Raw genomic sequence first — 26932 nt, 5'->3', positions numbered from 1 at the left:
CAAGAATAGTAGTGTATTTATTTTATCATAGAATGAGATGAAACCCTATGTCACAACAATTACAATCCAACGATATAAAAAAGCTGATAAGATGAGAACGCCCTTTATGACCTCTCTACCTTATCAGCAATTTGCGATACATATTTGATTAAATTTATTTTTCCTTGAATTGATTCGGTAACACGACTCTAAATAAAGAGCCTTGCCCTTCTTCTGACTCAACTTCAATTTTCCCTTGATATGCTTCTACAATATGTTTCGTAATAGATAAACCTAGTCCTGTCCCGCCCGAATCTCGGCTTCTCGCTTTATCTACGCGATAGAAACGTTCAAAAATACGATACGTTTCATTTGGGTGAATCCCAATCCCCTCATCTTTTACCTCTATAATGTGTTGTTGACTCTCGTTATAAACACATAAAGTAACGGTTTTATGATTCGGCGAATAGTTCACAGCGTTCGTCATTAAATTCACTACCACTTGCGTCATTTTATCTTCATCTGCCATCGCATATACGTCTGGTTGAATATCATCTACCAGTGTAATTTCTTTTGTATCTGCTATGGGTTTGATCATTGATAATGCACGCGTTGCAACGTCAGATAAGTCAATGACATGTTTTTCTAACGTAGGGTTCTGTTCAATTTTTGATAAGTTTAGCAAGTCTTCAACTAAAGACTGAATTCGGTTCGACTCTTTTAATATAATGTCTAAAAACATATCTAGAGAGTCCGGGTCATTCTTTGCACCATCAATTAATGTCTCTGCAAAACCTTTAATTGACGTAATCGGTGTTCTAAGCTCATGCGACACATTGGCAACAAAATCTTTACGTAAATTCTCCAGTTTTTTTAATGCTGTGATATCATGCAAAACGATAACCATCCCTTGTAGACGCTTTTTCTTACGTGTCAAAATAGGAACGCATGCCGCACCAAAGAATTTTTGATGAATATCATTTAAATGGACTTCAATTTGTTCATAAATCCCTTTTTCGATTTTAAAACCTTCAACAATTAATTTTTTCAAGTCGTTACTAAGCACTTCTTCATAATGTTGATGTTCTACATTTTCACCATTATGAAACATATCACTATAAGTTTTATTGGCCACGACGACTTCACCTTTTTTATCAATCATTAAAATGGCACTCGGAATATTTTCTAATGTCGTCAACAATCGATTTCGCTGCATTTTTTGCGCATGATTCAATTTTTCTAATCGTTTTGCCAAAATATTAATAGAGTCATAAAGGTCTTTCGTCTCTTTTACATGACTTTCTGGAATACGGACATGGTAGTTTCCTTCAGAAAGTAAATATGTCGCATATGATACATCATTAATTGGTTTGATATACGTACGATTAATATAGCGGACGATAAAATAAACAACACCGAGCGTCAACATGCCAATTAAAATCAAATATTTCCAAAACTGTAATTGTAACTCACTCACAATGTGATTGTGACCTCGTAAAAATATGGTGCGATCACCTTGTTGCAGACCATATGTGTAGACACCTGTTTGTTTGTGCAATTCGTAAAATGTTGATTGTTGCGCTAAATTTTTTTGAAGCATCTCCTTGTCAGCATTCAGTGATGGGAGCTGTTCTGGTGTACTTTGTTTGACTTGATCACCATCTATAATGAGTGTGTTAACATTAAACTGTCTTGCAAGATTATCTACACGTGCATCATTTCCATCTTGATCAGCCGCTAATATTTGTTGAGCTGACTGGTTACTAAATTTTTTCTGATGATCCATCGTTGTCATTGAAATACTATGATGCACAAAAAAGCCAAGTATAAGAAAACTTACAACAATAACCGTTGTAAGTAACAATAATAATTTATGATAAAATTTAATCATTTATTTCTCTCGCTCCAATTTATAACCGAGCCCTCGGACTGTCTTAATGAGCTGTGGCTTTTTAGGATTATCTTCTAGCTTGTCACGCAAATGACTAATATGAACGTCTACAATTCGAGAATCACCGGCAAATTCATAATTCCATACAGAGTTCAACATATGCTCACGTGTAATTACACGGCCTTGTCGTTCAATCAAATATAGCAATAGTTCAAATTCTTTTGGCGTTAACTCAACTAGTTGTCCTTCTCGATACACTTCAAAATATTCTGGGCGAATGCGTAAAGAACCGATGTAAATATCATCGTCCTCTTCTTGTTGCCATTCGGTTGATGATACACGACGTAATATGGCTTTCACACGTGCCACCACTTCACGTGGTGAGAAAGGTTTTGTCATGTAATCATCTGCGCCGAGTTCCAAACCTAATACACGATCAAAAGCATCATCCTTAGCTGTAAGCATTAATATTGGCACAGAATTTTTATTTGTACGAATCGTTTTACAAACTTCTATGCCATCTTTTTTTGGCAACATGATATCTAACACAATAATATCTGGTTTGACTGTATCAACCATTTCAAGTGCTTCTTCACCATCTTGTGCAACTTCTGTGAGATATCCAGCTTGTTCTAGATTATATTTTAACAATGTCACAATAGAATGCTCATCATCCACAATCAGTACTTTTTGACCCATAAGTGAAGTCCCCTTCCATTTAACTTATACATATTATAACTTTAATCAAACGTTACGTTAAGAAAATTCACTGTGATTTAATCATATCTTAACACGATCTTCATAATATAAATAAATGAATAAAAATAAGGATTAGACAATTTGTATGCCTAATCCCTACTTTAAATAGGTTCTTCATTTTATATGATTATAGATTTTTAATTAATTCATCAGCAAACTCTGAAGTTGACACTTCTGTTGCACCGTCCATTAAGCGAGCGAAGTCATAAGTTACGACTTTAGATGCGATTGTTTTTTCAACAGAAGCTGTAATTAAATCTGCCGCTTCTTGCCAACCTAGGTGTTCTAACATTAATACACCTGAAAGTAATACTGATGAAGGGTTTACTTTATTTAATCCTGCATATTTAGGTGCTGTACCATGTGTTGCTTCAAAGATCGCATGACCTGTTTCGTAGTTGATGTTTGCACCTGGTGCGATACCAATACCACCTACTTGTGCAGCTAATGCATCTGAAATGTAGTCACCATTTAAGTTCATTGTTGCCACAACATCATGTTCAGCAGGACGTGTTAAGATTTGTTGTAAGAAGATGTCTGCGATAGAATCTTTCACAATGATTTTACCTTCTTGTTCTGCTTTTTCTTGAGCAGCATTTGCAGCATCTTTACCTTCTGATTCTACAAGGCGATCATATTGTTGCCATGTGAATACTTTATCACCAAATTCTGCTTCAGCTAAGTCGTAACCCCATTGTTTGAAAGCACCTTCTGTAAATTTCATGATGTTACCTTTGTGAACAAGTGTTACAGACTTACGGTTATTATCTAAAGCATATTGGATCGCTGCACGAACTAAACGTTCTGTACCTTCTTTAGAAACTGGTTTAATACCGATACCTGATGATTCTGGGAAACGAATGTTTTTAGCACCCATTTCATTTTGTAAGAAGTCGATGATTTTTTTCACTTCATCAGAACCTTCTTTGAACTCGATACCCGCATAAATATCTTCAGTATTTTCACGGAAGATGACCATATCCGTATCTTCTGGACGTTTAACAGGTGATGGTACCCCTTGGAACCAACGTACTGGACGTAAGCATGTAAATAAGTCTAACTCTTGACGTAATGCAACATTTAGAGAACGAATACCTCCGCCGATTGGTGTTGTTAACGGTCCTTTAATTGCGATTAAGTATGACTTGATTGTGTCTAAAGTTTCAGCTGGTAACCATTCGCCTGTTTCATCAAATGCTTTTTGACCTGCTAATACTTCTTTCCAAGCGATTTCTTTCTTACCGTCATACGCTTTCTTCACCGCTTCATCAATCACACGGCTTGCTGCTTGCCAGATATCTGGTCCAATACCGTCCCCAATAATAAATGGGATAATTGGTTGATCCGGTACTTGTAATCCACTGTCTGTTTTAACGATTTTTTCACTCATTGTTAAATAACCTCCAAAAAGTAGTTTAATTGTTTAGTTTGAAAATATTTTAGCGATTTTCGATTGGTTCATACTTACGTTTTGTTTCACCAACATAGTTCGCACGTGGACGGATAATGCGGTTATTTGCAAGTTGTTCAATGATATGTGCAGTCCATCCAGAAGTACGGCTCACTGCAAAGATTGGTGTAAACAAGTCATGGTCGATACCCATGCTGTGATAAACAGTCGCACTATAGAAGTCAACGTTTGGTAAAAGTCCTTTTTCTTCTTTAATAATGTCAGCAATTTTCACAGACATTTCGAAAAGTTCTTTTTGACCTGTTTCTTCTGTAATTTTACGACTCATTTCTTTTAAGTATTTGGCACGTGGATCGCCATTTTTGTATACACGGTGACCAAAGCCCATAATTTTTTGTTTGTTTGCAAATGCATTTTCTAAATACGCATCCACTTTGTCAATTGAACCAATTTCAAATAACATGCGCATTACTTGCTCATTTGCACCACCATGTAATGGTCCTTTAAGAGAACCGATAGCCGCTGTTACACCAGAATACATATCAGATAATGAAGACACCGTACAACGTGCTGTAAATGCTGAAGCGTTCAATTCATGGTCAGCATGTAAGATAAGTGCCTTGTTAAAACCTTCAACTTCTACATCTGTTGGTTTTTCACCACGTAACATGTATAAGAAGTTAGCTGCATAGCTTAATGATGGGTCAGGCTTAACTGGCTCTTTACCTTCACGAACACGTGAGAAAGATGTCACTAAAGAAGCCACTTTCGCTTGAATACGAATCGCACGCTCTCTGATCGCTTCTTCATCATTTTGATCTGCATTCTCATCAAAATGTGCAAGATAAGATAATGAAGTACGTAGCGCCGTCATTGGGTGTACTTGATCAGTTGTGTACTCCTCAAAATGGCTGTACATACGTGGATTCAAAGTCATATATTTATATAACTTTTCTTTTAATTCTTTCAGTTCTTGCTCGTTTGGCAAACGATAATTCCATAGCAAGAACATCACTTCTTCAAATAATGCATTTTCAGCTAAATCATCAATATCATACCCCGCATATGTTAATTGACTATCAATGATCGAACTAATTTTTGTTTCGGCTGCAATAACCCCTTCTAAACCTCTGATTAATTCTGCCATAGTAATTTCCCCTTTACTGTATATTCGCTCTAATGTAACGGCTTTCATAAACATATTATATCTAATTTTAGCAAATTTGTGAACAACTTAAGAACTAACATCTTCAGAATTATCTAATAATATTGTCTATTATGAACCTTATATGCCTTGCAAACGGGATATTATCAGGTTTTCTATATGTTTTCATACACGATCCAATCACATTTTGTACGCCTTTTCATTTATTTATCATAAACTATAATTAAATATGATATTAATAAAATATGCTTTTTTAGCTGTTCAAAATATTATAAAGTAATACCAAAAAAGCAGTTGTAAAACCATTTTATATAGGGTTACAACTGCTTAATATTAAAATACATTGTTTCAATTATAGAACGTTTGCATATCCTTCAAATACTTTACCTTGTGCAGCATCTACTGTGACAAATACGTTATCAGGAATAACTGATGTAACATCTTGTACACCTACGATTGTTGGCAATGATTTTTCTAAACCAATAATCGCACTTGGTGACGTTAAGCCGCCTTCTTCAGTAACTAATGCTGCTACACCATCTAAGTAAGGTACAATCGCATCATCCACTGAAGGTGTGACGATAATGGCACCATCAAGATTTTTACCTTCTAATTCTGATGCATCGTTAACAACGACTGTACGACCAACTGCTGATGTACGTCCGATACCTTGTCCACTTGCTAAATCCTCACCAATCAAGTGAAGTTTCATTAAGTTAGTTGTACCTGACTCACCTGTAGGGACACCTGCAGTGATGATAATTAAATCACCATTTACAACACGTTCTGTTTCAACAGCTGTTGCAACTGCATTGTTCAACATTTCATCTGTTGTGTAAATACCTTCACGGATCACTGGGTAAACACCCCAAATTAATGAACATTGTCTCGCAGTTGTTGCTCTTGGTGTCACTGCAATAATATCTGATTTTGGACGATATTTAGAAATCGTACGTGCTGTATGACCACTTTCAGTAGCAGCAACGATCGCTTTTACATTCAAGTTAAGTGCTGTATGCGCTGTTGACACACCAATGGCATTAACAAGTGATGTTTCAACAAGTTTTGTACGATCAGATAGTAATTTTTTGTAGTCTTGTGCTTGCTCTGCTGCAAGTGCGATGTTATTCATCGCGATAACTGCTTCTTCAGGGTAAGCCCCAGCAGCTGTTTCACCTGATAACATAACCGCATCAGTACCGTCATAGATCGCATTAGCAACGTCAGATGCTTCCGCACGTGTCGCACGTGGATTACGTTGCATAGAGTCTAACATTTGTGTCGCTGTAATAACTGGTTTTCCAAGTTTATTACATTTACGGATCAATTCTTTTTGAACAACTGGTACTGCTTCTGGTGGAATTTCTACACCCATGTCACCACGTGCAATCATTAAACCATCAGATACTTCTAAAATTTCATCGATGTTATCGATACCTTCTTGGTTTTCAATCTTAGGAATAATGGTGATATTGCTGTTATTTTCTTCTTCTAAAATACGACGAATTTCTAAAACGTCACTTGCACGACGAACGAAGCTTGCTGCGATGAAGTCAACATCTTGTTCAATACCGAAGCGAATATCCGCTGCGTCTTTTTCAGTGATACCTGGTAGGTTTACGCTCACACCTGGTAAATTAACACCTTTTTTATTTTTAAGTTCACCAGTGTTTAAAACGGTACAATGTACTTCACCAGCTGCTTTATCAATTTCTTTAACAACAAGTTCAACTAACCCATCGTCAAGTAGGATATATGATCCAATTTCGATATCATCGATTAACTGTGGATATGTTACTGAGAATTTTTCTTCAGTTCCTTCTACTTCTTGCATGCTTACTGTGACGTCAGTCCCTTTTTGTAGCATGATTAAGCCATTTTTCATATCATGTGTACGAATTTCTGGACCTTTTGTATCAAGCAAGATACCGATGTTTTTATTTAATTTTTTTGCGACTTTACGAATTGTTGCGATACGTGCAGCATGTTCTTCATGTGAACCATGAGAGAAGTTTAAACGCGCAACATTCATACCTGCTGTCATTAATTTTTGTAACATCTCTTCAGATTCAGATGCTGGCCCGATCGTACATACAATTTTTGTCTTTTTCATTAAGATTGCCTCCTAGAGTTATATCGATAGTTCTTTTGTTAATTCAAGCATACGTTGATTAATTTTTCTTTCTTCAGTCGGATTGAAGATAGTATCAAATTCCGTAGCAGTCATGTGGTTTTCTTTAATACCTACACCTTTTGATGTTTCGCCTTGCATCAATAATTCTACTGCATAGCCACCTAAACGAGATGCAAGCACTCGGTCTTCACCTGTTGGGCTACCACCACGTTGAATGTGTCCTAGCACAGATACACGTGCATCTACATTGATATATTTCGTTAATTCTTTCGCACATTCTTCGCCAGACATACAGCCTTCAGCAACAATAATAATTGAGTGTTTTTTACCACGATCAATACCGTGTTGAATTTTCTCAGCGATATCTTTAATATCCACTTTTACTTCAGGAATAATAATTGTTTCTGCACCAACAGCAAGTCCTGACCATAATGCCAAGTCCCCACAGTCACGTCCCATTACTTCAATGATAAATGTACGTGCGTGACTTGATGCTGTATCACGGATACGGTCAACAGAATCAATAATTGTATTAAGTGCTGTATCAAAACCAATTGTAAAATCAGTACCGTTAATATCATTATCAATTGTTCCTGGAATACCGATTGTTTGAATTTCTTTACATTCTTCACTAATGCGTTGTGCACCACGGTAACTACCGTCTCCACCGATAACAACAAGACCTTCAATTCCGCGTTTTAATAAGTTTTGAATCCCCTTTTCACGTACTTCTGGATCTTTAAATTCTGGACAACGTGCTGAATATAAGAATGTACCACCACGTTGAATTGTATCGCCAACAGAGCCTAATTCAAGTTTGTGAATATCATCGTTAATCAATCCAAGATAACCTTGGTAAACACCGTAAACTTCGATATCATGATAGATCGCTTTACGGACAACTGCTCTGACTGCTGCGTTCATACCTGGTGAATCTCCACCGCTTGTTAAAACTGCAATTTTTTTCATGTAGACATACCCTTTCTTGCTTAATTCTTATGTTAAAAATAACACAAATCAATTTTGCATTCCATTAATATTAGAACGTCAAAAGAATGAAAACGGTTTAAAACGATAATTTCATAAATTTGACACGAAAAACCTGATTACTGTTAATATTTGCATCAATTTTGCTTAGTAAACATTGCCTTATTCCACTGTAACATATATTTAAATTGTATGATTTGAAGCACTCATTAAGAACCTAAAAAAACAGCTATTGTGCTATTTCTTAACACAATAACTGTTGATTTTCTATGATTCAATGTATGTACCAATATGTCTATATTTTTGAAATCTATCTTCTCGTATTTCTTTTGGACTTAAGTGATTGAAGTCCGCCATTTGACGCTCGATTGCTGATTTAATACAACTTGCTTGTGTCTCCACATCATGATGTGCGCCACCCAGTGGTTCTTTGATAACTTCATCTGCTACTTGTAACTCGAGCAAATCATATGCAGTGATTTTCATCGTTTCTGCTGCGATTTTGGCAAAACTGCTATCTTTCCATAGAATACCCGCAGCCCCTTCTGGAGAAATCACAGAGTATGTACTGTTTTCAAGCATGAGTAAACGATTGGCAACACCCAAACCAAGCGCGCCACCGCTTCCTCCTTCTCCAATGACAATCGCAATGACTGGAACCGTTAATGCAGCCATTTCAACAAGGTTTCTTGCAATGGATTCACTTTGACCACGCTCTTCAGCAGCTTTTCCTGGATATGCACCCTTTGTATCAATAAATGTAATAATCGGTCGTTGGAACTTCTCTGCTTGTTTCATGAGTCGCAACGCTTTTCGATAACCTTCTGGATGCGCCATACCAAAGTTACGATAAATATTGTCCTTTGTATCTTTACCACGTTGCTGTCCAATAACAGTCACCGGCACACCGTTCAAATAGGCTAAACCACCAATCATTGATGGATCATCTCTAAAATTACGATCACCATGCAGCTCTATAAAGCGATCAAAAATATATGGGATATAGTCCAGCAAGGTTGGTCGTTCTGGCAAACGCGCCAGTTGCACACGATCCCATGATTTTAATGATGTATATACTTTTTCTTTTTCATTCTTTAGTGCCGCTTCTAACATCTCTATTTCATCGGAAAGATCGACATCGTTTTTGATTTGTGTCTCTTCTAATGATTGAATTTTCTTTTGGATGGCTTCAATTGATTTTTCAAATTCTAACATTATTTTTTCACCTCACGATGCATCTCAAACAGTGTCGAAAGAGTTTCTTTCATTTTACTGCGATGCACGACTTTGTCTAATTGACCATGTGCGAGTAAAAATTCTGCTGTTTGGAAGTCGTCCGGTAATTTTTCATTGATTGTTTGCTCGATGACACGACGACCAGCAAAACCAATTAATGCTTTTGGTTCTGCTAGATTGATATCGCCCACTGATGCAAAACTTGCAGACACACCACCCGTCGTTGGATGTGTCATATAAGAAATAAATAATAATCCTGCTTCTGAGTGGCGTTCTAACGAAACAGATGTTTTCGCCATCTGCATCAGTGAAATAATCCCCTCTTGCATACGGGCACCACCAGAAGCGGTAAACAAAACAAATGGTAAACGGTGTTCTGTACAATAATCCACAATGCGACAAATTTTTTCACCGACAACAGACCCCATGCTTCCCATTCGGAATCTAGGATCCATCACACCAACACCAAAAGGCATGTCATTTAATTTTGCTATACCTGTTACAACTGCTTCATTCAATCCTGTTTTCTTTTGATCTTTTTCAACTTTTTCTTCATAACCTGGAAATTCCAATGGATTTGCAGAGGTCATACCTTGGTCAAACTCTTCAAAACTACCTTCATCTACTAAGGCTTCTATACGTCCATATGCTGAGAGTTGAATGTGATGATCACAGTTAAAACAAACATTTAAGTTTTCTGTGAGTTCTTTCGTGTACATAATTTTTTTACAGTTAGGACACTTCGTCATAATGCCATCTGGGACATCATTTTGCTTTGAATCTTGAACCGTTACATACTTTTTCTTTTTCGAATTTCGATTAAAAAAGTCTTTAAACATATTATAACCTCCACAACTCGGTGAAAATGGAATATGTAATACATTTAAGCTATGTATTTTTACGCAATTCCCATGTCACCATTAGGTACTACATGTACGTTGTTTCGTACATGGAACCTGTTCATTTATTTCAGAATATATGATTATCGTTTTAATTTATTGATTCTCTTTTAACTCAGAAAGTTCAATTGTTTTGCGATATACATCTTCTGGATCCACTTCAATTCGCGCAACACCTGATTCCATCGCAGCGCGTGCTACTTCTCTTGCGACAGATGGTGCCACACGATAATCGAATGGGCCTGGAATAACGTAGTCTGCATGACGTTCATCTTCTTCTATGAGGTTGGCAATTGCTTCTACAGCAGCACGCTTCATATCTTCATTAATATGTGTGGCACGTACATCAAGTGCCCCACGGAAAATCCCTGGAAACGCTAAAACATTATTAATTTGGTTTGGAAAATCTGAGCGACCTGTACCAATGACTTTCGCACCCGCAGCTTTTGCTTTATCTGGTGTAATTTCTGGGTTCGGGTTAGCCATCGCAAAAATAATCGGATCTTTTGCCATGGATTGAACCATTTCTTCACTTAATGCATTGGCTACAGATACACCAACAAAGACATCTGCATCTTGGATAACATCCACTAATTTGCCTTCTACTTTATCTTTATTCGTCCATTTTGCCACGGTTTCCTTTGTTGGGTTCATACCATGTGGACGTCCTTCGTAAACGGCACCCTGTGAATCACACATAATCATATTTCGTACACCATATGAAGACAATAACTTAACAATGGCAATACCGGCTGCACCTGCACCATTTAGTACGACTTTAATATCTGACATTTCTTTACCAACAATGCGCAGAGCATTCACTAAACCAGCAACTGTTACAATCGCTGTTCCATGTTGGTCATCATGAAATACAGGAATTTTCGTTTCTTTTTTAAGTCTTTCTTCAATTTCAAAACAACGCGGCGCTGAGATGTCTTCAAGATTGACGCCACCAAAGTTAGGCTCTAACAGTTTGACAGTTCGAATGATTTCTTCTGTATCCGTTGTCGCTAATGATAAGGGGATACCATCAACACCTGAGAAACTTTTAAACAACACGGCTTTCCCTTCCATGACAGGAATACTTGCTTCTGGTCCAATGTTGCCAAGACCTAACACAGCTGTCCCATCCGAAATAACAGCAACTGTATTGCTTTTCATTGTATAGTCATAAACTTTATTAGGGCTTTCATGGATATCCTTACATGGCTCTGCAACACCAGGTGAATAAGCTAGACTTAACTCTTCTTTATTCGTTACCTTCACTTTAGGACTTACAGCTAGCTTTCCATGATTTTCTAAGTGCATCTGTAATGCATCATCTCTTAAAGACATCTCGTATCATCTCCATTTTACTTATCTTTGGGGTAAACTTTCTTGAAACGTATGTAATCGCTCTAAAAGCTAAAATGAGGCGCTCCCAATACGTTTATAAATGATTATCTTACTATAGCACAACTCGGTTTGATATCGCCACAATCAACCTGAGCGCTATGATTTAATAAATTCATACTTTAGAAAACCGATTGTCATTGTTTGAAAAGCATGAATTTCAACAGAATGGGGAGCACTACAGAAAACATAAGATTTTCGCCATTGTGCCCCAGTAAAGTTGATTAGATATGTGGAAAGTCTTCAGAGGCATAAGCACATATCAATCAACTAAGACACACCATTCGACAAAATTAAAAATCCATTTTGTTCATTGTCTCAATCATTCTCACTTACTAAACGCATCTCCCACAATCTCATGTCACATTAAAACCATATGCCATACAATCTTCACAACCATCATCTAATTATGACTAAAAAGAATTGTCAAACTTTCCGCCGTAACTTTTTCGTCACAATTTCTATATCATTATAATAAACGGATATGGTTTGGTTCAAATAATTGTATAAAAGCGTTTAATTGTTGTTGGTCATTTTCAATCCATCCTACCTGTGACATTTGATTCGTCTGCTCATCGAATATCATGACTGGAATGCCAGATTGGGACACATTTGTTAAATAATGTTGCTTTATTTCATCAGACAAATGATGGCGAATTACAATCTGTCGAATTCGCTGTAACTTCTCTGATTCAAATTGATTTAAAGGTAAAAGTTGATTCACAATGATTTGATGTTGCTGTTGACGTCGTTCAAACTTTCCAAATATGACATAAGGTTCTTGCGCCTCTAACTTAAATGATAGTTGCTGGTACACATTTGGGAATACGACAGCTTCAATCGTGTGCTGACCGTCATTCAATGTGAGAAAAGCCATCTGTTGTCCTTTTGATTTTGTTCGAATAATTCGAAGGCGTTCAATCATCACAAGTATTGGTTGATTCACCGCTTGTTTATGTATGCGATGAATACCTAAATATTGTTTTTTCAAGAATAGCTTTTCAATCGGATGCATCGATACATAGAAACCTAAATATTCTTTTTCATACGCACTTAATTGTTCATCCGGCATTTCGACTGTTTCATGATATTCTTTTTTCACAGTAACAAAGTCTTGAATGAGTGATTGATCCACTTCAGAGCTTGTATCCGCAATATGATCAATTGACTGTAATAAAGTCGCTCTATTTTTGCCAAAACAATCTAACGCTCCAGCGAATATAAGTGATTCCAACAATCGTCTCGTCTTTACTCGATTAGGAATGCGATCACAAAAATCAAAGAAGTCTTTATAGGGACCATTTTCAATGCGTTCACCGATAATCGCTTGAACACTTTGATATCCCACACCTTTGATCGCACCAAGCGAAATATACATACCTTCTTGCGTCGCAACGTAACGCCACTGACTTTTATTGATATTAGGAGCATGAATATTGATTTGATGCTGTTTTGCTTCTTGAATAAATTGTGCTGTTTTCTCTTCATTATTGATCACATTTGTTAAAATATTAGCATAAAAATACGGCGCAAAGTGCACTTTTAGATAAGACATAATGTAGGCAATTTTTGAATAACTGACTGCATGTGCACGTGGGAAACCATAATTCGCAAACTTAAGAATTAAATCGAAAATCTGTCCACTTAATTCACTCGCATAACCTTTTTTCGCTGCACCATCTATAAAATGTTGACGTTCATTTTCAAGGACTGAACGATTTTTCTTACTCATCGCACGTCTTAAAATATCTGCTTCGCCGTAACTAAATCCGGCGAACTGACTAGCAATTTGCATAATTTGTTCTTGATAAATAATTACGCCATACGTCCGTGATAAGATAGGCTCCAAGTCTGGATGTAAATATTGGACTTGAGTTGGATCATGACGACGGGTAATGTACGTTGGAATTTCATCCATTGGACCTGGACGATAAAGTGACGTAACAGCAACAATGTCTTCAAAATGTTCTGGTTGCAATCGCTTCAGAACATCTCTTACGCCTTTAGATTCAAGTTGGAAAATACCAGTCGTTTCTCCTCTTGATAACATTTCAAAAACTGCTTGATCATCAAATGGAATTTTTTCAATATCAATATGAATCCCTCTATCACGTGCTACTTGCTTAATAATTTGATGAATAATCGTTAAGTTCTTTAGGCCTAAAAAGTCAATTTTTAATAGCCCTATCTGTTCCGCTTCCGTCATCGTCCACTGTGTAAGCAAGCCTGTATCCCCTTCTGTTAAAGGGATAGACTCGTATAATGGACGGTCATTGACAATCACACCCGCCGCATGGGTCGACGTGTTACGTGGCAATCCTTCAAGTTGGCAACAAAGTTCATACCACTTTTCATGCAAGTGATTGCGATTCACAAACGTTTGAAATGGCTCAAATTGGTAAGCTTCTGCTAAAGTCGGCTTGCCACTCATTGAAATGAGTTTTGACGCCTCATTCAGTGTTGATTCATCAAAGCCGATCACTCGCCCCACATCTCGCGCTACTGCTTTGGCGAGTAAATGTCCGAATGTAATAATACCGGAAACCCGATAATCACCGTATTTCTCTTGAACATAGCGAATCACTTTTTCACGTTGTGTGTCCTCAAAGTCAATATCAATATCCGGCATCGTCACACGCTCAGGATTTAAGAAACGTTCGAATAACAGATCATAACGCAAAGGATCAATGGTTGTAATATTTAAGAGATAACTCACAAGTGATCCTGCCGACGACCCACGCCCTGGTCCTACCATAATGCCATTGTTTTTGGCGTAACCAATTAAATCACTAACGATCAAGAAATAATCGGCATAGCCCATATTTGTTATGACATCAAACTCATAACGCAGTCGTTTTTCATAGGCTTCCGTTTTCAACTGACGTTCAGCCAATGATGTTGTCAGCTTTTGCCATAAATAATCGTTGGCCGTTTCTCCATTAGGTGTTTTAAACTCTGGTAACAATGATTGATGATATTGAAGATGAGCGTCGCAAAGTGCAGCGATTTCCTCCGTTTGAGACAACATGCTTTCTGATATATGGCGCTCGTTCAACGTGTGTACATCAATAATATGTTTTGCTGTTTCATTCTGTTGTTCAATTAAATTGACTTTCGTATTATCACGGATAGCTGCTAATGTTTTAAGTGCTTCTTTATCTTGTGGATTCGCACAGTAAGCCGCACGTGCCCACACTTGAGGATAACGCTCTGAATGAGTGGATGTTTCTTCAATATACACCGAAGTCGAAGCAGGCATATTCGACAACCAAGCCATTGTGTCTTCATGCATATTTTTAAAAATAACAACGGTATCTTCTACATAACTTGGTAATTCTGTAAGATCCACTTCTGTTAAATGCTGTACTTTAATATCGGAAGAGAGTTTGAATAAGCGCTGTAATCCATGGTTATTTTTAGCGATGACAATGGCTTCTCGCTGTGTTAAATGGTCGGTCACATGAATCGTCATACCTAGTAATGCTTTTATACCCGCTTCTTGGCAGGCGTTATAGAATTGTGGTATGCCGTACATGACATTTAAATCGGTTAATGCAACTGCTGTGTAGCCAGCCTCTTTTGCACGTGCAATGGCATCCTTTACAGTCAACGTTGAATTCAACAAATCATATGCTGAATGAATATTCAAATGTGCAACCATTTTATTCACCTCTCTTAATCTATTATGCAGACATTTGTGCTTTGGCTCTCAATTTATCCGCCAACTGTTCAAATGCATCCCAGTTATCTATAGATACACCAGACGCATTTGGATGACCACCGCCACCAAAGTCTGCTGCAACATCATTAATCACAACGCCTTTAGAACGAATACGACAACGAATATCTTCTCCTTCATCTACGGCAAACACCCATACTTTTAAACCTTTTAAATCAGCAATAGTATTTACAAATAATGACGCTTCTGATGCACTCACATTGAACTGTGTTAACACATCATGTGTAATTTTTACATAACAAAAGCCGCTCTCTTCAAGGTTAAAGTTTTGTAGTACATATCCTTGGAATGGCATTAAGTGTGGATCTTTTTCGCCAAGTTGGTTTAACAGTGCTGTATGTTCGATATTGAACTTTAATAATTCACTTGCAACTGCCATTGTACGAGGTGATGTATTATTGAATAAAAAGCGACCCGTATCACCTACAATACCTAAATATAATGCAGATGCGATAGATGCATTCATCAGTGACAATCCCTCAGTTGCCTCAATCATGTTAAAAATGATTTCACTTGTCGAAGAAGCTTCAGTATCGACATAATTAATGTCACCATATTGGTCAACGGGCGGATGATGATCTATTTTAATCAATGTTTGCCCATTCGCAAAACGGTCATCATCGACACGTGGTGAATTCGCCGTATCACAGACAATCACAAGCGCATCTTGATACGTTTCATCATTAATATCATCAAGTGTCCCCATAAAAGCTAAAGAAGGTTCCATGTCACCTACAGCATAGATATTTTTATCAGGATACTTCGCTTGTAAAAAACGCTTCAAACCAAATTGTGATCCAAATGCATCAGGATCTGGTCGCACATGGCGATGGATAATAATTGTGTCGAATGCCTCAATTTTCGAGATAATTTGTTCAAAAATATTCATTATATTTCCTCCTAGTGATCTAACAATTGGCACATAATCAATGCTTTTGCGACAGGTGCTTGATTACTCTGCATCGTCACTTCTATCTTCGCAAAGTTTCTTCCCATGTCTAGAATTTGATAATGTACTTCTATTTCATTTTCAATTTGTACTGTTTTAATGTAAAAAATATTTAAGCTTTCAATCATTACTTCAACTTTTTTATATTTTCGCATCACAGATCGGATTGTTTCTTCAATAATCGCAACAGACACCGACTTGCTCAATGTACCGAATTGGTTTGAAAGTTGAGGTGTGATTTCTACAAAAATTTGATGATTTCTAATTTCAATATGCTTTGCGACTTGATCATTGATCGTTTCGCCCACCTGAGGCTGTCTTCCAACTACTTGCATCGCTTTTAATACGTCTTCACGTGTAATCACGCCGAGCAGTTGCTTGTCAGCACCTGTCACCGGTAAGAGCTCAATACCTTCCCAAATCATAATATGTGCACAACTTGCTACAGTCGTATGCATTTGAACGCTAATCGGTGGTTTCGTCATCACTTGAGATAGCACTTCCATCGTATCTCTGTTAATAATATCCTTCGTTGTGATCAAACCTGTCAGTCTTACATGTTCATCAACCACTGGAAATCGAGAATGACCACTTTCTCTCGATTTTTCACGCACATCTTGCACAGTTAACGTTTCTAATATATACGATGTTTCTTCAATTGGAATGACGATATCTTCTACAACCATGATTTCTTTTTTAATCATCTTATTATACATCGCACGGTTAATCATATTCGCAACCATAAACGTGTCGTAGTTAGATGAAATAATAGGTAATTCCTTTTCATCTGCCATTCGTTTTATTTCACTCGATGTATCAAATCCTCCCGTAATTAAAACGGCACTCCCCTTTTCTAATGCAGCCTTTTGTACATCTAATCTATTTCCAACAATGAGTAATGTATTTTTAGATACGAAATGGACAACATTATCTAATTCCATCGCGCCAATCGCAAATTTAGTCAGCGTTTTAAATTGCCCCGAACGTCCGCCGATAATTTGTCCATCTATGATTTTTGCGATTTCACCAAATGTGAGATTATCCAAATGTTGACGTGCTTTTCGTTCAATACGGACCGTTCCAACACGATCAATTGTCGCAACGAGCCCACGCTGCCCTGCATCTTTGATCGCACGATAAGCTGTTCCTTCAGATACATCTAAATATTTTGCTATTTTGCGCACCGAGATTTTTTGACCCACTGTCAAATTTTCAATGTGCTTTATAATTTGTTCATGCTTCGTCATGACGTTATTCACACCTCTTTATTTTGCACAAAGCCATAGTTAAATTTATGGATTGTGATTGGGCTCTTTACCATACACTCATGATGTTTTAAACCCTATGAATACAAACAGATACTTATGATGAGAAACTATATTTTTACAATAGTTTAAGGAATATTCCATTTTATATCACTTGTTTACATTTTTATAAATCGAAATTTGTATACACCTTATCTATTATAACTTTATTTACTGCTTCTTTGCACGTGTATAAGCTAAAGCTATCATGTATCATTCTTAGAAATTTCCTGGAATGCATGGCATTTTAATAGGAGATTGTTTACACTAGTAATAGGGAGGTTGATTGAGATGCACAAAAATATACTACTCGCAGTCGACGCAGATTTAAAAAATGCAAAAGCACTACAAGAAGTTGTAAAACTTTCAGGAGATGACACAACTGTAACGTTATTAAACGTTATCGGTGAACAAGATGCTCAAGCGTCTGTCAAAATGGGAACACATATTAATGAACTAGAAGCTATCCGTCATGAAAAGATGGCACCTACGCGTGAGACATTAGAGTCTAACGGTATCTCATACGAAGAAATTTTAGAACGTGGCAACCCGAAAGATAAAATCGTCACATATGCGAATAGTGGAAAGTATGACATTGTTGTTTTAAGTAACCGTAAAGCTGAAGCAAATAAAAAGTTTGTTTTAGGCAGTGTAAGTCATAAAGTTGCTAAACGTGCAAAAATCCCTGTATTAATCGTAAAATAATTAACAAAGTGAGCCTATCATTTCGTATGACGACAGGCTCACTTTTTCCATTTATTTATTAAATTTGTACTGCTTCACCTGGTTTTAAAATTTGTACCTCACCATGTGTTACAGCCGCTTTAAAGTCTTCTGGATTTTGTTCAATCAATGGGAATGTATCGAAATGAATCGGTACAGTCACTTTAGGTTGGATAAATTGATTAATCGCATAACTTGCATCCTCAATACCCATTGTAAAATTATCACCGATTGGAATAAAGCAGACATCAACCGGATGACGATCAGCAATCAATTTCATATCGCTAAATAATGCTGTGTCACCAGTGTGATAAATTGTTTTACCTTCTAACTCTAAAATCACACCCATTGGCATACCAAGATACACGGGTACACCATTCTCATCTAGTAAACTTGAACTATGGAAAGCTTGGACAAACTTCAACTTACCGAAATCAAATGTCCATTGACCACCAATATTCATTGGATGTACATTTTCAATCCCTTTTGCTGTTGAAAGATAGTTAGCAATTTCAGCTGTAGAAATCACTGTCGCACCTGTTCTTTTCGCAAGAGACAATGTATCTCCAAAGTGATCTTCATGACCATGTGTTAAAACAATATAATCCACTTCTAACGTTTCTGCATCTAAATCACTTAAGTCATTTCCAGAAATAAACGGGTCAATAATCCCCTTTTTCCCATTTGCTTCAAAATAAACTGTTGATTGTCCGTGAAATGATAACTTCATTGTGACATCCTCCTTTTATTCTCGTTATTTTTACTATACCACGTGTGTTCCTTCAATACACATCGTTGACTATTTGAATTTTTAAAAAAACTCACTTACAATAAATATGATATTACAAAGGAGGATTATCATGACAAAAATAGAAAAATTAACACAAACACTCCGCGAACAGCAAGCTGATGCCGCATGGGTTTCTGATCCTATCAACATCTTCTATCTTACTGGTTTCAAGAGTGAACCACATGAACGCTTATTTGCACTACTCATTACAAAGGAAGGCACACAAACATTATTCGTACCACAGTTGGATGTTGAGGAAGTAAAAGCATCGCCATACGAAGGGGAAATTATTGGCTATCTTGATACTGAAAATCCTTATGCAAAACATTCAGCACAATGTCCTAAAATGTTAATTGAAGAAACACATTTAACAGTGAAACGTGCACGTGAACTTGAAACAGAATTTGGTGTTAAAAACTTTGAGTCTTTAGATTTAACATTAAAACAATTAAGAAATGTAAAAACTGAAGATGAAATCGTACAAATGCGTCGTGCAGGTGAACTTGCCGATAAATGTGTAGAAATTGGTGTTGCCTACTTAAAACCAGGTGTGACAGAACGTGAAGTTGTGAATCATATCGAAAATGAAATCAAAAAACACGGTGTGAGTGAAATGAGCTTTAACACAATGGTATTATTTGGTGATCATGCTGCTGCACCACATGGTACACCGGGTGATCGTACTTTACAAAATGATGAATATGTCCTCTTTGATTTAGGTGTGATCTATAACCATTATTGCAGTGATATCACACGTACCATTGCATTTGGAAATCCTAGCAAGGAAGCAAATCGTATTTATGAAGTTGTAAAAGAAGCGGAGCAAGCAGCCATCGATGCAATTAAACCAGGTGTGACAATCCGTACACTTGATGAAATCGCACGTGATATTATTGAAGAAGCGGGATATGGAGAATACTTCCCTCACCGTCTCGGTCATGGTTTAGGCCTTGAAGCACATGAATATCAAGATGTTTCTAATACCAACGAAAACCTCCTTGAAGAAGGTATGGTTATTACAATTGAACCAGGTATTTACGTACCAAAAGTTGCTGGTGTCCGTATAGAAGACGACATTTTAGTAACAGCAGATGGCTATGAAAGTCTATCAAGCTATCCAAAATAATATTTTATGATAATTTATTAAAATCCTGCTTTGATCACACTGTTTAACAGTTTCTCAGAGCAGGATTTTTTATTTCATAGTGATATGATTCTACCTTTTAAGAAAACACATCGGATTTTATATCCATTTTTCAAAATAACATACCAAAAAAGCCCCACAGCTTTTAAAACTGTAGGACTATTAAAACTTAAAGATTATGATAATACTTCAGTCACTGGTGTGTATTCACGATCAAATGTTTCAGCAACCGCTTTGTTTGTTACTAAACCATTGAATGTGTTTAAACCATGTGATAAAGGTACGTTATCATTTAATGCTTGTTTGTAGCCTTTATTAGCAAGTTGTAATGCATATGGTAAAGTTGCATTACTTAAGCCGATTGTAGAAGTACGTGGTACCGCACCTGGCATGTTAGCCACCGCATAATGAACAACACCATGTTTGATGTATGTTGGATCATCATGTGTTGTAATTTTGTCTGTTGTTTCGAAAATACCACCTTGGTCAATCGCAATATCAACGATAACTGAACCTGGTTTCATTTGTTTAATCATATCTTCAGAAACAAGTGTCGGTGCTTTAGCTCCTGGAATTAATACAGCACCAATAACAAGATCACTTTGTTTAACGTTTTCTTCAATATTTAATGGGTTTGACATAATTGTATGCACACGACCATCAAATAAATCTTCTAATTCTTGTAAACGTTTTGCATTTACATCAAGAATTGTAACATCTGCACCTAAACCAAGTGCAATCTTAGCAGCGTTTGTACCTGCTTGACCACCACCGATGATTGTTACTTTTCCTTTTCGAACGCCTGGAATACCGCCTAATAAGATACCCATTCCACCGTTGAATCTTTGTAAAAATTGTGCACCAATTTGTGCTGACATACGCCCTGCCACTTCACTCATTGGTGTTAATAATGGTAATGAACGGTCAGCTAATTGAACTGTTTCATAAGCAATTGAGATTACTTTTTTCTCAACTAATGCTTCAGTTAACGCTGGTTCATTTGCTAAGTGTAAATATGTGAATAATACAAGACCTTCTCTGAAGAAGCCATATTCTTCTTCTAAAGGTTCTTTAACTTTGATCACCATATCTACATCCCATGCCTCAGCAGCAGTATCCACAATTTGCGCACCTACTTCGACATAATGATTGTCTTCAAAGTAAGATCCCTCACCTGCGCTCTTCTCAACAAGAACTGTGTGTCCTGCTTCTACTAGGGCATGCACCCCACTCGGTGATAAACTCACACGGTTTTCATTATTTTTAATCTCTTTAGGAATTCCAATTTTCATACTCCTACACCTCCAACTCAATAATAACGCATGCGTATTGTAAGCGCAATCATAACGATCCCATTTTTTATAAAATTATGGTATAATAAAAGTGAAATAAGAAAGGGGTTTTTGCTATGCTAATGTACAAAAACATTTTAATCGCAGTCGATGGATCTCATGAAGCAGAATGGGCATTCAACAAAGCCGTTGCCGTTGCAAAACGTAACAACGCTAAGCTGACTATCATCAATGTCATCGATTCAAGAACTTACACATCATTTGAAGTATACGATTCACACTTCACAGAAAAATCAAGAACATTCGCTGAGAAATTATTAGACGGTTACAAAAAAGTAGCAACTGACGAAGGTGTCACTGACGTAGAAACTCGTCTTGAGTTCGGTTCACCTAAGTCATTAATCCCTAAAATGGCAAGCGAAGAACAACTTGATGTAGACTTGATAATGTGTGGTACATCAGGTCTAAATGCTGTTGAACGTTTTATCGTAGGTTCTGTATCTGAAGCAATTGTTCGTCATGCAACTTGCGACGTATTAGTTGTACGTACTGAACAAATCCCAGAAAACTTCGAACCAAAAGTAGCAACTGAAGATTTTTTAAAGGACTTCAACATTTAATTGGGAGAGACCAACTTGCTCATTTCTGAGCAGTTGGTTTTTTTGATTTAGCAAGATTATTATTTAATTGCTTTTTAATACGAATGTTCTGTTGGGATATTGTGCAAATATCGTAATGACTTTGACAACCTCCTTTACTTTTCTAACGTCCTTTTCGTCGATAGATTTCTAAAAATTATATGCAAAAATTACTGAAAATTTTATATAATAAAACTGAAAAAATAATAGATTATCAGTTTAATGCTCCGTTGAAATATCTATTAAACAATCCCTAAATGAAAGGATATGTTATTTTGAAAAAATTATTAGTTTTTATGTTAACCTGTACACTCATATTAGCAGCATGTAACCATGAAGATAATCAGGCAAAAGACAAAGAATCTGAGAAAAAAGTAGAAAAAACAAAACAACAAACAAAAAAGAAATCTGAAACTCCAGAAACAAACAATGAAGAAGAACAAAACACTATGCCTTCAACTCAACAAAATACATATGACTCTATTGACAATAATATTGAGCCTATGCAACAAACTAATCAAAATGTTCAACATCAAGTTGTACAAGAACAGCAACAACAAATATCACAACCTCAACAAACTTATAAAAGACAAAAGGTAGATTTAAATAGTCAACCCCCTTCTGGATTCAGTACAGAAGGCTTATCAGAAGAGGCACAACAGCAAATAAATGATTTAGGAATACAAAAAGATTTTTATGGTTTATCTCAATATGAATTTAATGATAGGTTTTCAGATATTATTAATAATGATATACAGTAGGTTTGACAATTTTATAGTTAACACGTCTTATTTTATAACCTTTTAAACATCTCCAACTACGTTAAAAATGCATCTTAATACGTCAAGATAAAATCCTACTTGCTTAGCAAGGATTAATAAATTTTAAGGTGTTTACTATATAATTATATTTCATTAGGGGGTAATTTAAAGTGGCTTTATTTAAAAATGATCCTTTTAAATCACATGAGAAAACTGTAAAAAAAGCAAATAAAATTATAAACAATCAAAACTTAAATCAAACTACAGAGGAAATATCTATAGATAAATATTTTAAAAAACGTCACATGACCGAATTTTCAAATGAAATGTTGCCTATTGTAACAAATTTAAAAAATAGACAGATGTATAGTAACGGTACTAAATGGTTTAATGCCTTTATGCATGGAGGAAACGATAGTGGTACAGTTCTAACAGTGAGCTTTCTAAACGATTTAGTTGACCAAAATTACGCTATATTGCACGAACTTGACCAGCATAATAAAAATTTCAAAAGAATAGTTGAACAAAATGATGAAATTATTGAATTATTAAAAGTTATCGCAAAAAAATAATTTGATTTATGTTTAACTAAAATGTGTACCCTTCTATGGATTATTATTGCTTGTACATACGCCATATGTTACAGTTAAATTATAAAAGGGGCATGCGTCTACATGCCCCACTGAGCCCGTTAAAAAGACGGTGGCTTTCATTATTTTTGAACCATCTAATTACTCGCCAAAGTATTGATTAGATGGTTATTTTTTATGGTTGTTTTGATTCATCATTACTATGCTAATAATTGTTAGTACAACCATCAGCATTTCAAAATCTGTCATGCTATTCCTTCCTAGGAGCAACATCTATAACCATAGGCATCACCCCTTTTTCAAGAGATTAGCCACCATCTATCCAACTTGCTCACTCACTATATTACCATAGTTACTTTCTGACGTATCATTTAAAATGATACGTCAGAAAGTAAAGTAAATATCGTACTAATGTAGTCATCAATAATGTATTTAAGTTCTACAAAATTCCTAACTTTGGAATATTATTGCTTGTACATACTCTATATGTTACAGTTAAATTATAAAAGGGACATGCGCCTGCATGCCCCACTGAGCCCGTTAAAAAGACGGTAGCCAAATTGTCAGTATTTCAAAAAATAACCATCAGCCGGCTAAAGTTGGATGGTTATTTTTTATGGTTGTTTTGACTTATCATTACTAAGCCTATGATTGATATTACAATCATCAGCATTTCATAATCCGTCATGCTATTCCTTCCCAGAAGCAACATCTATAACCATAGGCATCACCCCTCTTTTAAGAGATTAGCCACCATCTATCCAACTTGCCCATTCACTATATTATCATAATTACTTTCTGATGTATCTACTAATATAGTATGAACAACAAAATAAATACAGTATCTATATAGTTGTCTACGTTGAATTATCATTCTATACAGTTCGCTAATTATATATTTTTTTCAACATCAAAAATCTTTCATTTTATAAATATCTCGAATATATGATGCTAATGAGATAGGAACTTGTTCATAATCCAAATCTAACTTAAAGGGCTGCTTACAATGATGTAAAAAGCTGAGACCTGTGTATAAATCACATGGGTTAAAAAGCATAATATCTTTCATTGCATAATTAGAAATGGTCGGATTTAACTCGAATTTTTCATGATATTGAATTAAAAACTGCTTCAAACTCTTCTGAATGTCCTCTTTCGAAAAGTTAATAGGTGCATCCCATTCAAGTGTTTCAATAAGAGATTCTGTTAACATTTGTTGATCATTTATTAAATAATTCATTCCTTCAAGTGTATCAGATAGAAAAAAGGAAACACCTGTCAACACAATGATAGGGACTTCAAGTGATTTAAGATACGTATTTAACTGAACTTGTTCTTTAGGACTTAAGTTTGACTCTGGATACATATAAATGATTAATGTTTTATTACTCGAAACTTCGTTCATCTCATTGATAAGTATAGGCAAAATACGCAATATGCGATTGAGACGTCGAGAATATTGATGATCCTCCCTATACGAAAACATCAACTGTTTCATGAATAATTTGTCATTGTATGGCTTAATTTCAAGTGGTAAATGATGGTTCACTTTCATTAACAAATCTTCTAACAATGCATTAATGGACTGATAATACCCTTCAACTTCAAAATCATTTTTTAAATTACGTGACAAACTTTTATAAAGTAATGATGATGAAGCGAGTCCATGTTCATTTTCGATCATTTCATTACTAATCAAAAAAGCCGTAAAAGTTTGAGATGTGATCTGCTCGTCTTCATTTAAATCAATAATTTTTGTTTCAAAACCTTGTGGCTTTCTTTTTTGGAAATACTGAAAAATTTGCATGAGCCAGGTCTCTTCTATAGTCTCATACTCGTTAAATATAGAAGTATAATAGCTCATATTTAATGTAATTGCATCACGATCTCCTTGAATAATTTGCCAAGTTGTCCCTTCCATAAACCACCTCAAAATATGATTGTTCTGTTGTCACCGAGTATTGCAATATTTTTATCTTCAGTACCTAATAAAATTTGCATTTTTTCATATTGTTTTTCTGTAATAACCAGTGCACGTACATGTCCGTCTTGTGGTAAAAATTGTTTAATCGCTCTTATCGTATAATTTGCAGCATCTTTATTTGCAACACTTTTTATATAAATGGAATATTGCATCATAAGAAAACCTTCTTCCAATAACCTCTTTCGAAACTTACTATAAATACGCCTTTGTGTTTTTGTTTCTACGGGTAAATCAAACATTAAAATAACGCGCATAAATCTATAACTCATAAAACTCGTATTTATGTAAGTCTGGAAATTTTAGGCAATCGAGGTTTCCTGTTTTAAAATAATCAATAATAGATTGCACCATAATTTCTATAGCACGAATCACAGTTTGTAACTTTCCATCTATATAAATTTTAGCATGTATTAAATTAACAAGTTGCAGTCGATAATCACGTGTTAAATATTCTTCTGGTGGACACTTTAACAAAAATAAATCAACGACTGGTCTAAAAGGTTCTAAAAAATCAGATGCTAAATTAAAATGATTTCGTCCACCGATATGATGAATGCCCATTGCTGGAATCAAGCCTTTCGCGACAATTGTACGTGCGATTGCTGCATTCAGAATGGTATATCCATAATTGAGCACTGCATTTTCAACCAATGTCTCATCATCACGTGTAAAATCTTTGAAAAAGCTATTAAAATAGTACTTCGCTGCTTGACCTTCAATATTCTGTCGATCTTTGAGCAACACATTTTCTTTCAAACTTATCATTTTTTCAATTCTTTCAGGTACAATTGCATTATATTTCATACAATGAATTTGATTATGAATTTTTTGTTTAACAATTTCACGCTATAACATTTCTTTATTAGCTTCATCCCACATCAACTGATTTTTCATTTGTGAATATTGATTAAAGTGGCCTGATATCGGATGTATGACACATTCAGGTAAATGTTTCTGGTTACAAAAAATAACTAGTATATTATGGTTTGATAAAGCAACAATCAGTCGCGAAGTCAAAGAAATCGTCAAATCTTCAATAACCAAAGCATAAATATCATTCAAGGGGACTTTATACTCGTCGTCCCCTTTTTTAATTTTCAAACTGTCTAGATGCAATGAGAGTTTATCAACGTCTGAAATATATACAACACGCCATCCCATAGCA

General features: G+C 35.9%; 21 protein-coding genes and 1 pseudogene. 5 read left to right on the top strand and 17 right to left on the bottom strand.

The features are described from left to right. Positions 1 to 154: 154 nt before the first annotated feature. The 12 genes from pnpS to MUA88_RS04960 form a co-directional block, all read right to left on the bottom strand. Complete coding sequence (gene pnpS, locus MUA88_RS05015) at positions 155 to 1870, bottom strand: two-component system histidine kinase PnpS (protein ID WP_262605903.1); 1716 nt, start codon at positions 1868 to 1870, stop codon at positions 155 to 157. After that, on the bottom strand, positions 1871 to 2569 hold the full coding sequence (locus MUA88_RS05010; protein WP_262605015.1) for a response regulator transcription factor: 699 nt from the start codon (positions 2567 to 2569) through the stop codon (positions 1871 to 1873). Between the two features lie 187 nt (positions 2570 to 2756). Beyond that, on the bottom strand, positions 2757 to 4019 hold the full coding sequence (gene icd / locus MUA88_RS05005; RefSeq protein WP_262605014.1) for an NADP-dependent isocitrate dehydrogenase: 1263 nt from the start codon (positions 4017 to 4019) through the stop codon (positions 2757 to 2759). 49 nt (positions 4020 to 4068) lie between these two features. Continuing rightward, on the bottom strand, positions 4069 to 5187 hold the full coding sequence (locus MUA88_RS05000; protein WP_262605902.1) for a citrate synthase: 1119 nt from the start codon (positions 5185 to 5187) through the stop codon (positions 4069 to 4071). A 370-nt stretch (positions 5188 to 5557) separates the two neighbouring features. Continuing rightward, positions 5558 to 7318, bottom strand: a complete 1761-nt coding sequence (pyk, locus tag MUA88_RS04995; protein WP_262605012.1) for a pyruvate kinase — start codon at positions 7316 to 7318, stop codon at positions 5558 to 5560. A gap of 18 nt (positions 7319 to 7336) precedes the next feature. Beyond that, complete coding sequence (gene pfkA / locus MUA88_RS04990) at positions 7337 to 8308, bottom strand: 6-phosphofructokinase (protein ID WP_262605901.1); 972 nt, start codon at positions 8306 to 8308, stop codon at positions 7337 to 7339. A gap of 285 nt (positions 8309 to 8593) precedes the next feature. After that, complete coding sequence (locus tag MUA88_RS04985) at positions 8594 to 9541, bottom strand: acetyl-CoA carboxylase carboxyltransferase subunit alpha (RefSeq protein ID WP_262605900.1); 948 nt, start codon at positions 9539 to 9541, stop codon at positions 8594 to 8596. Continuing rightward, positions 9541 to 10401, bottom strand: coding sequence for an acetyl-CoA carboxylase, carboxyltransferase subunit beta (gene accD / locus MUA88_RS04980; protein WP_262605009.1), 861 nt, complete (start codon positions 10399 to 10401; stop codon positions 9541 to 9543). Before accD ends, MUA88_RS04985 begins: the two co-directional genes overlap by 1 nt. Positions 10402 to 10557: 156 nt before the next feature. Continuing rightward, a complete protein-coding gene (gene ystJ / locus MUA88_RS04975) occupies positions 10558 to 11796 on the bottom strand; it encodes an NADP-dependent malic enzyme (protein WP_262605899.1) in 1239 nt (412 codons plus the stop codon). 526 nt (positions 11797 to 12322) lie between these two features. Next, complete coding sequence (locus MUA88_RS04970; RefSeq protein WP_262605898.1) at positions 12323 to 15514, bottom strand: DNA polymerase III subunit alpha; 3192 nt, start codon at positions 15512 to 15514, stop codon at positions 12323 to 12325. A 22-nt stretch (positions 15515 to 15536) separates the two neighbouring features. After that, complete coding sequence (locus MUA88_RS04965; RefSeq protein ID WP_276580971.1) at positions 15537 to 16481, bottom strand: DHH family phosphoesterase; 945 nt, start codon at positions 16479 to 16481, stop codon at positions 15537 to 15539. A gap of 11 nt (positions 16482 to 16492) precedes the next feature. Further along, the gene (locus MUA88_RS04960) at positions 16493 to 17788 is read right to left on the bottom strand and encodes a DRTGG domain-containing protein (protein ID WP_262605006.1); all 1296 of its coding nucleotides are present in this window, start codon (positions 17786 to 17788) and stop codon (positions 16493 to 16495) included. 348 nt (positions 17789 to 18136) lie between these two features. Here MUA88_RS04960 and MUA88_RS04955 point away from each other — a divergent pair, with 348 nt between their 5' ends. Continuing rightward, a complete protein-coding gene (locus MUA88_RS04955; protein ID WP_262605005.1) occupies positions 18137 to 18550 on the top strand; it encodes a universal stress protein in 414 nt (137 codons plus the stop codon). A gap of 58 nt (positions 18551 to 18608) precedes the next feature. Here MUA88_RS04955 and MUA88_RS04950 read toward each other — a convergent pair whose 3' ends face one another. Then, the gene (locus MUA88_RS04950) at positions 18609 to 19298 is read right to left on the bottom strand and encodes a metal-dependent hydrolase (RefSeq protein WP_262605004.1); all 690 of its coding nucleotides are present in this window, start codon (positions 19296 to 19298) and stop codon (positions 18609 to 18611) included. Between the two features lie 130 nt (positions 19299 to 19428). On the opposite strand from MUA88_RS04950, the gene MUA88_RS04945 reads away from it, so the two are divergent. Further along, positions 19429 to 20484, top strand: coding sequence for a M24 family metallopeptidase (locus MUA88_RS04945; protein WP_262605897.1), 1056 nt, complete (start codon positions 19429 to 19431; stop codon positions 20482 to 20484). Between the two features lie 194 nt (positions 20485 to 20678). On the opposite strand, the gene ald is transcribed toward MUA88_RS04945, so the two are convergent. Further along, positions 20679 to 21794 (bottom strand): alanine dehydrogenase, encoded by a 1116-nt coding sequence (ald, locus tag MUA88_RS04940; protein WP_262605002.1) that lies wholly within the window; start codon positions 21792 to 21794, stop codon positions 20679 to 20681. A 116-nt stretch (positions 21795 to 21910) separates the two neighbouring features. Here ald and MUA88_RS04935 point away from each other — a divergent pair, with 116 nt between their 5' ends. The 3 genes from MUA88_RS04935 to MUA88_RS04925 all read left to right on the top strand — a co-directional run bounded on the left by MUA88_RS04935 (position 21911) and on the right by MUA88_RS04925 (position 23765). Next, on the top strand, positions 21911 to 22414 hold the full coding sequence (locus MUA88_RS04935; protein ID WP_262605001.1) for a universal stress protein: 504 nt from the start codon (positions 21911 to 21913) through the stop codon (positions 22412 to 22414). A gap of 293 nt (positions 22415 to 22707) precedes the next feature. Then, positions 22708 to 23193, top strand: coding sequence for a hypothetical protein (locus tag MUA88_RS04930; protein ID WP_262605000.1), 486 nt, complete (start codon positions 22708 to 22710; stop codon positions 23191 to 23193). 170 nt (positions 23194 to 23363) lie between these two features. Next, positions 23364 to 23765 carry a hypothetical protein gene (locus tag MUA88_RS04925; RefSeq protein ID WP_262604999.1) on the top strand — a complete coding sequence of 134 codons (402 nt, stop codon included), beginning with the start codon at positions 23364 to 23366 and terminating at the stop codon, positions 23763 to 23765. A 928-nt stretch (positions 23766 to 24693) separates the two neighbouring features. On the opposite strand, the gene MUA88_RS04920 is transcribed toward MUA88_RS04925, so the two are convergent. The 3 genes and pseudogenes from MUA88_RS04920 to cas1 all read right to left on the bottom strand — a co-directional run bounded on the left by MUA88_RS04920 (position 24694) and on the right by cas1 (position 26928). Continuing rightward, positions 24694 to 25704, bottom strand: coding sequence for a hypothetical protein (locus MUA88_RS04920; RefSeq protein WP_262604998.1), 1011 nt, complete (start codon positions 25702 to 25704; stop codon positions 24694 to 24696). An 8-nt stretch (positions 25705 to 25712) separates the two neighbouring features. Then, on the bottom strand, positions 25713 to 26021 hold the full coding sequence (gene cas2 / locus MUA88_RS04915; protein WP_262604997.1) for a CRISPR-associated endonuclease Cas2: 309 nt from the start codon (positions 26019 to 26021) through the stop codon (positions 25713 to 25715). Positions 26022 to 26025: 4 nt separating this feature from the next. Continuing rightward, positions 26026 to 26928, bottom strand: a pseudogene (gene cas1, locus MUA88_RS04910) (type II CRISPR-associated endonuclease Cas1). Positions 26929 to 26932: the final 4 nt, after the last annotated feature.

Origin of the sequence: Staphylococcus sp. IVB6240 (assembly GCF_025558425.1) — a bacterium.
Taxonomy (GTDB): Bacteria; Bacillota; Bacilli; order Staphylococcales; family Staphylococcaceae; genus Staphylococcus.
The sequence above is the reverse complement of the archived record's forward strand: the minus strand, read 5'-3'. Positions and strand labels throughout refer to the sequence as shown.

What these genes read in the sequence shown, in the direction of transcription:
- MUA88_RS04935 (WP_262605001.1), top strand. Translation starts at nt 21,911, where the DNA reads ATGCTAATGTACAAAAACATTTTAATCGCAGTCGATGGATCTCATGAA.
- MUA88_RS04920 (WP_262604998.1), bottom strand. Translation starts at nt 25,704, where the DNA reads ATGGAAGGGACAACTTGGCAAATTATTCAAGGAGATCGTGATGCAATT.
- pyk (WP_262605012.1), bottom strand. Translation starts at nt 7,318, where the DNA reads ATGAAAAAGACAAAAATTGTATGTACGATCGGGCCAGCATCTGAATCT.
- MUA88_RS04945 (WP_262605897.1), top strand. Translation starts at nt 19,429, where the DNA reads ATGACAAAAATAGAAAAATTAACACAAACACTCCGCGAACAGCAAGCT.
- pnpS (WP_262605903.1), bottom strand. Translation starts at nt 1,870, where the DNA reads ATGATTAAATTTTATCATAAATTATTATTGTTACTTACAACGGTTATT.
- pfkA (WP_262605901.1), bottom strand. Translation starts at nt 8,308, where the DNA reads ATGAAAAAAATTGCAGTTTTAACAAGCGGTGGAGATTCACCAGGTATG.
- cas2 (WP_262604997.1), bottom strand. Translation starts at nt 26,021, where the DNA reads ATGCGCGTTATTTTAATGTTTGATTTACCCGTAGAAACAAAAACACAA.
- MUA88_RS04965 (WP_276580971.1), bottom strand. Translation starts at nt 16,481, where the DNA reads ATGAATATTTTTGAACAAATTATCTCGAAAATTGAGGCATTCGACACA.
- MUA88_RS04960 (WP_262605006.1), bottom strand. Translation starts at nt 17,788, where the DNA reads ATGACGAAGCATGAACAAATTATAAAGCACATTGAAAATTTGACAGTG.
- MUA88_RS04985 (WP_262605900.1), bottom strand. Translation starts at nt 9,541, where the DNA reads ATGTTAGAATTTGAAAAATCAATTGAAGCCATCCAAAAGAAAATTCAA.
- icd (WP_262605014.1), bottom strand. Translation starts at nt 4,019, where the DNA reads ATGAGTGAAAAAATCGTTAAAACAGACAGTGGATTACAAGTACCGGAT.
- MUA88_RS04950 (WP_262605004.1), bottom strand. Translation starts at nt 19,298, where the DNA reads ATGAAGTTATCATTTCACGGACAATCAACAGTTTATTTTGAAGCAAAT.
- MUA88_RS05010 (WP_262605015.1), bottom strand. Translation starts at nt 2,569, where the DNA reads ATGGGTCAAAAAGTACTGATTGTGGATGATGAGCATTCTATTGTGACA.
- MUA88_RS05000 (WP_262605902.1), bottom strand. Translation starts at nt 5,187, where the DNA reads ATGGCAGAATTAATCAGAGGTTTAGAAGGGGTTATTGCAGCCGAAACA.
- MUA88_RS04955 (WP_262605005.1), top strand. Translation starts at nt 18,137, where the DNA reads ATGCACAAAAATATACTACTCGCAGTCGACGCAGATTTAAAAAATGCA.
- accD (WP_262605009.1), bottom strand. Translation starts at nt 10,401, where the DNA reads ATGTTTAAAGACTTTTTTAATCGAAATTCGAAAAAGAAAAAGTATGTA.
- MUA88_RS04970 (WP_262605898.1), bottom strand. Translation starts at nt 15,514, where the DNA reads ATGGTTGCACATTTGAATATTCATTCAGCATATGATTTGTTGAATTCA.
- ystJ (WP_262605899.1), bottom strand. Translation starts at nt 11,796, where the DNA reads ATGTCTTTAAGAGATGATGCATTACAGATGCACTTAGAAAATCATGGA.
- ald (WP_262605002.1), bottom strand. Translation starts at nt 21,794, where the DNA reads ATGAAAATTGGAATTCCTAAAGAGATTAAAAATAATGAAAACCGTGTG.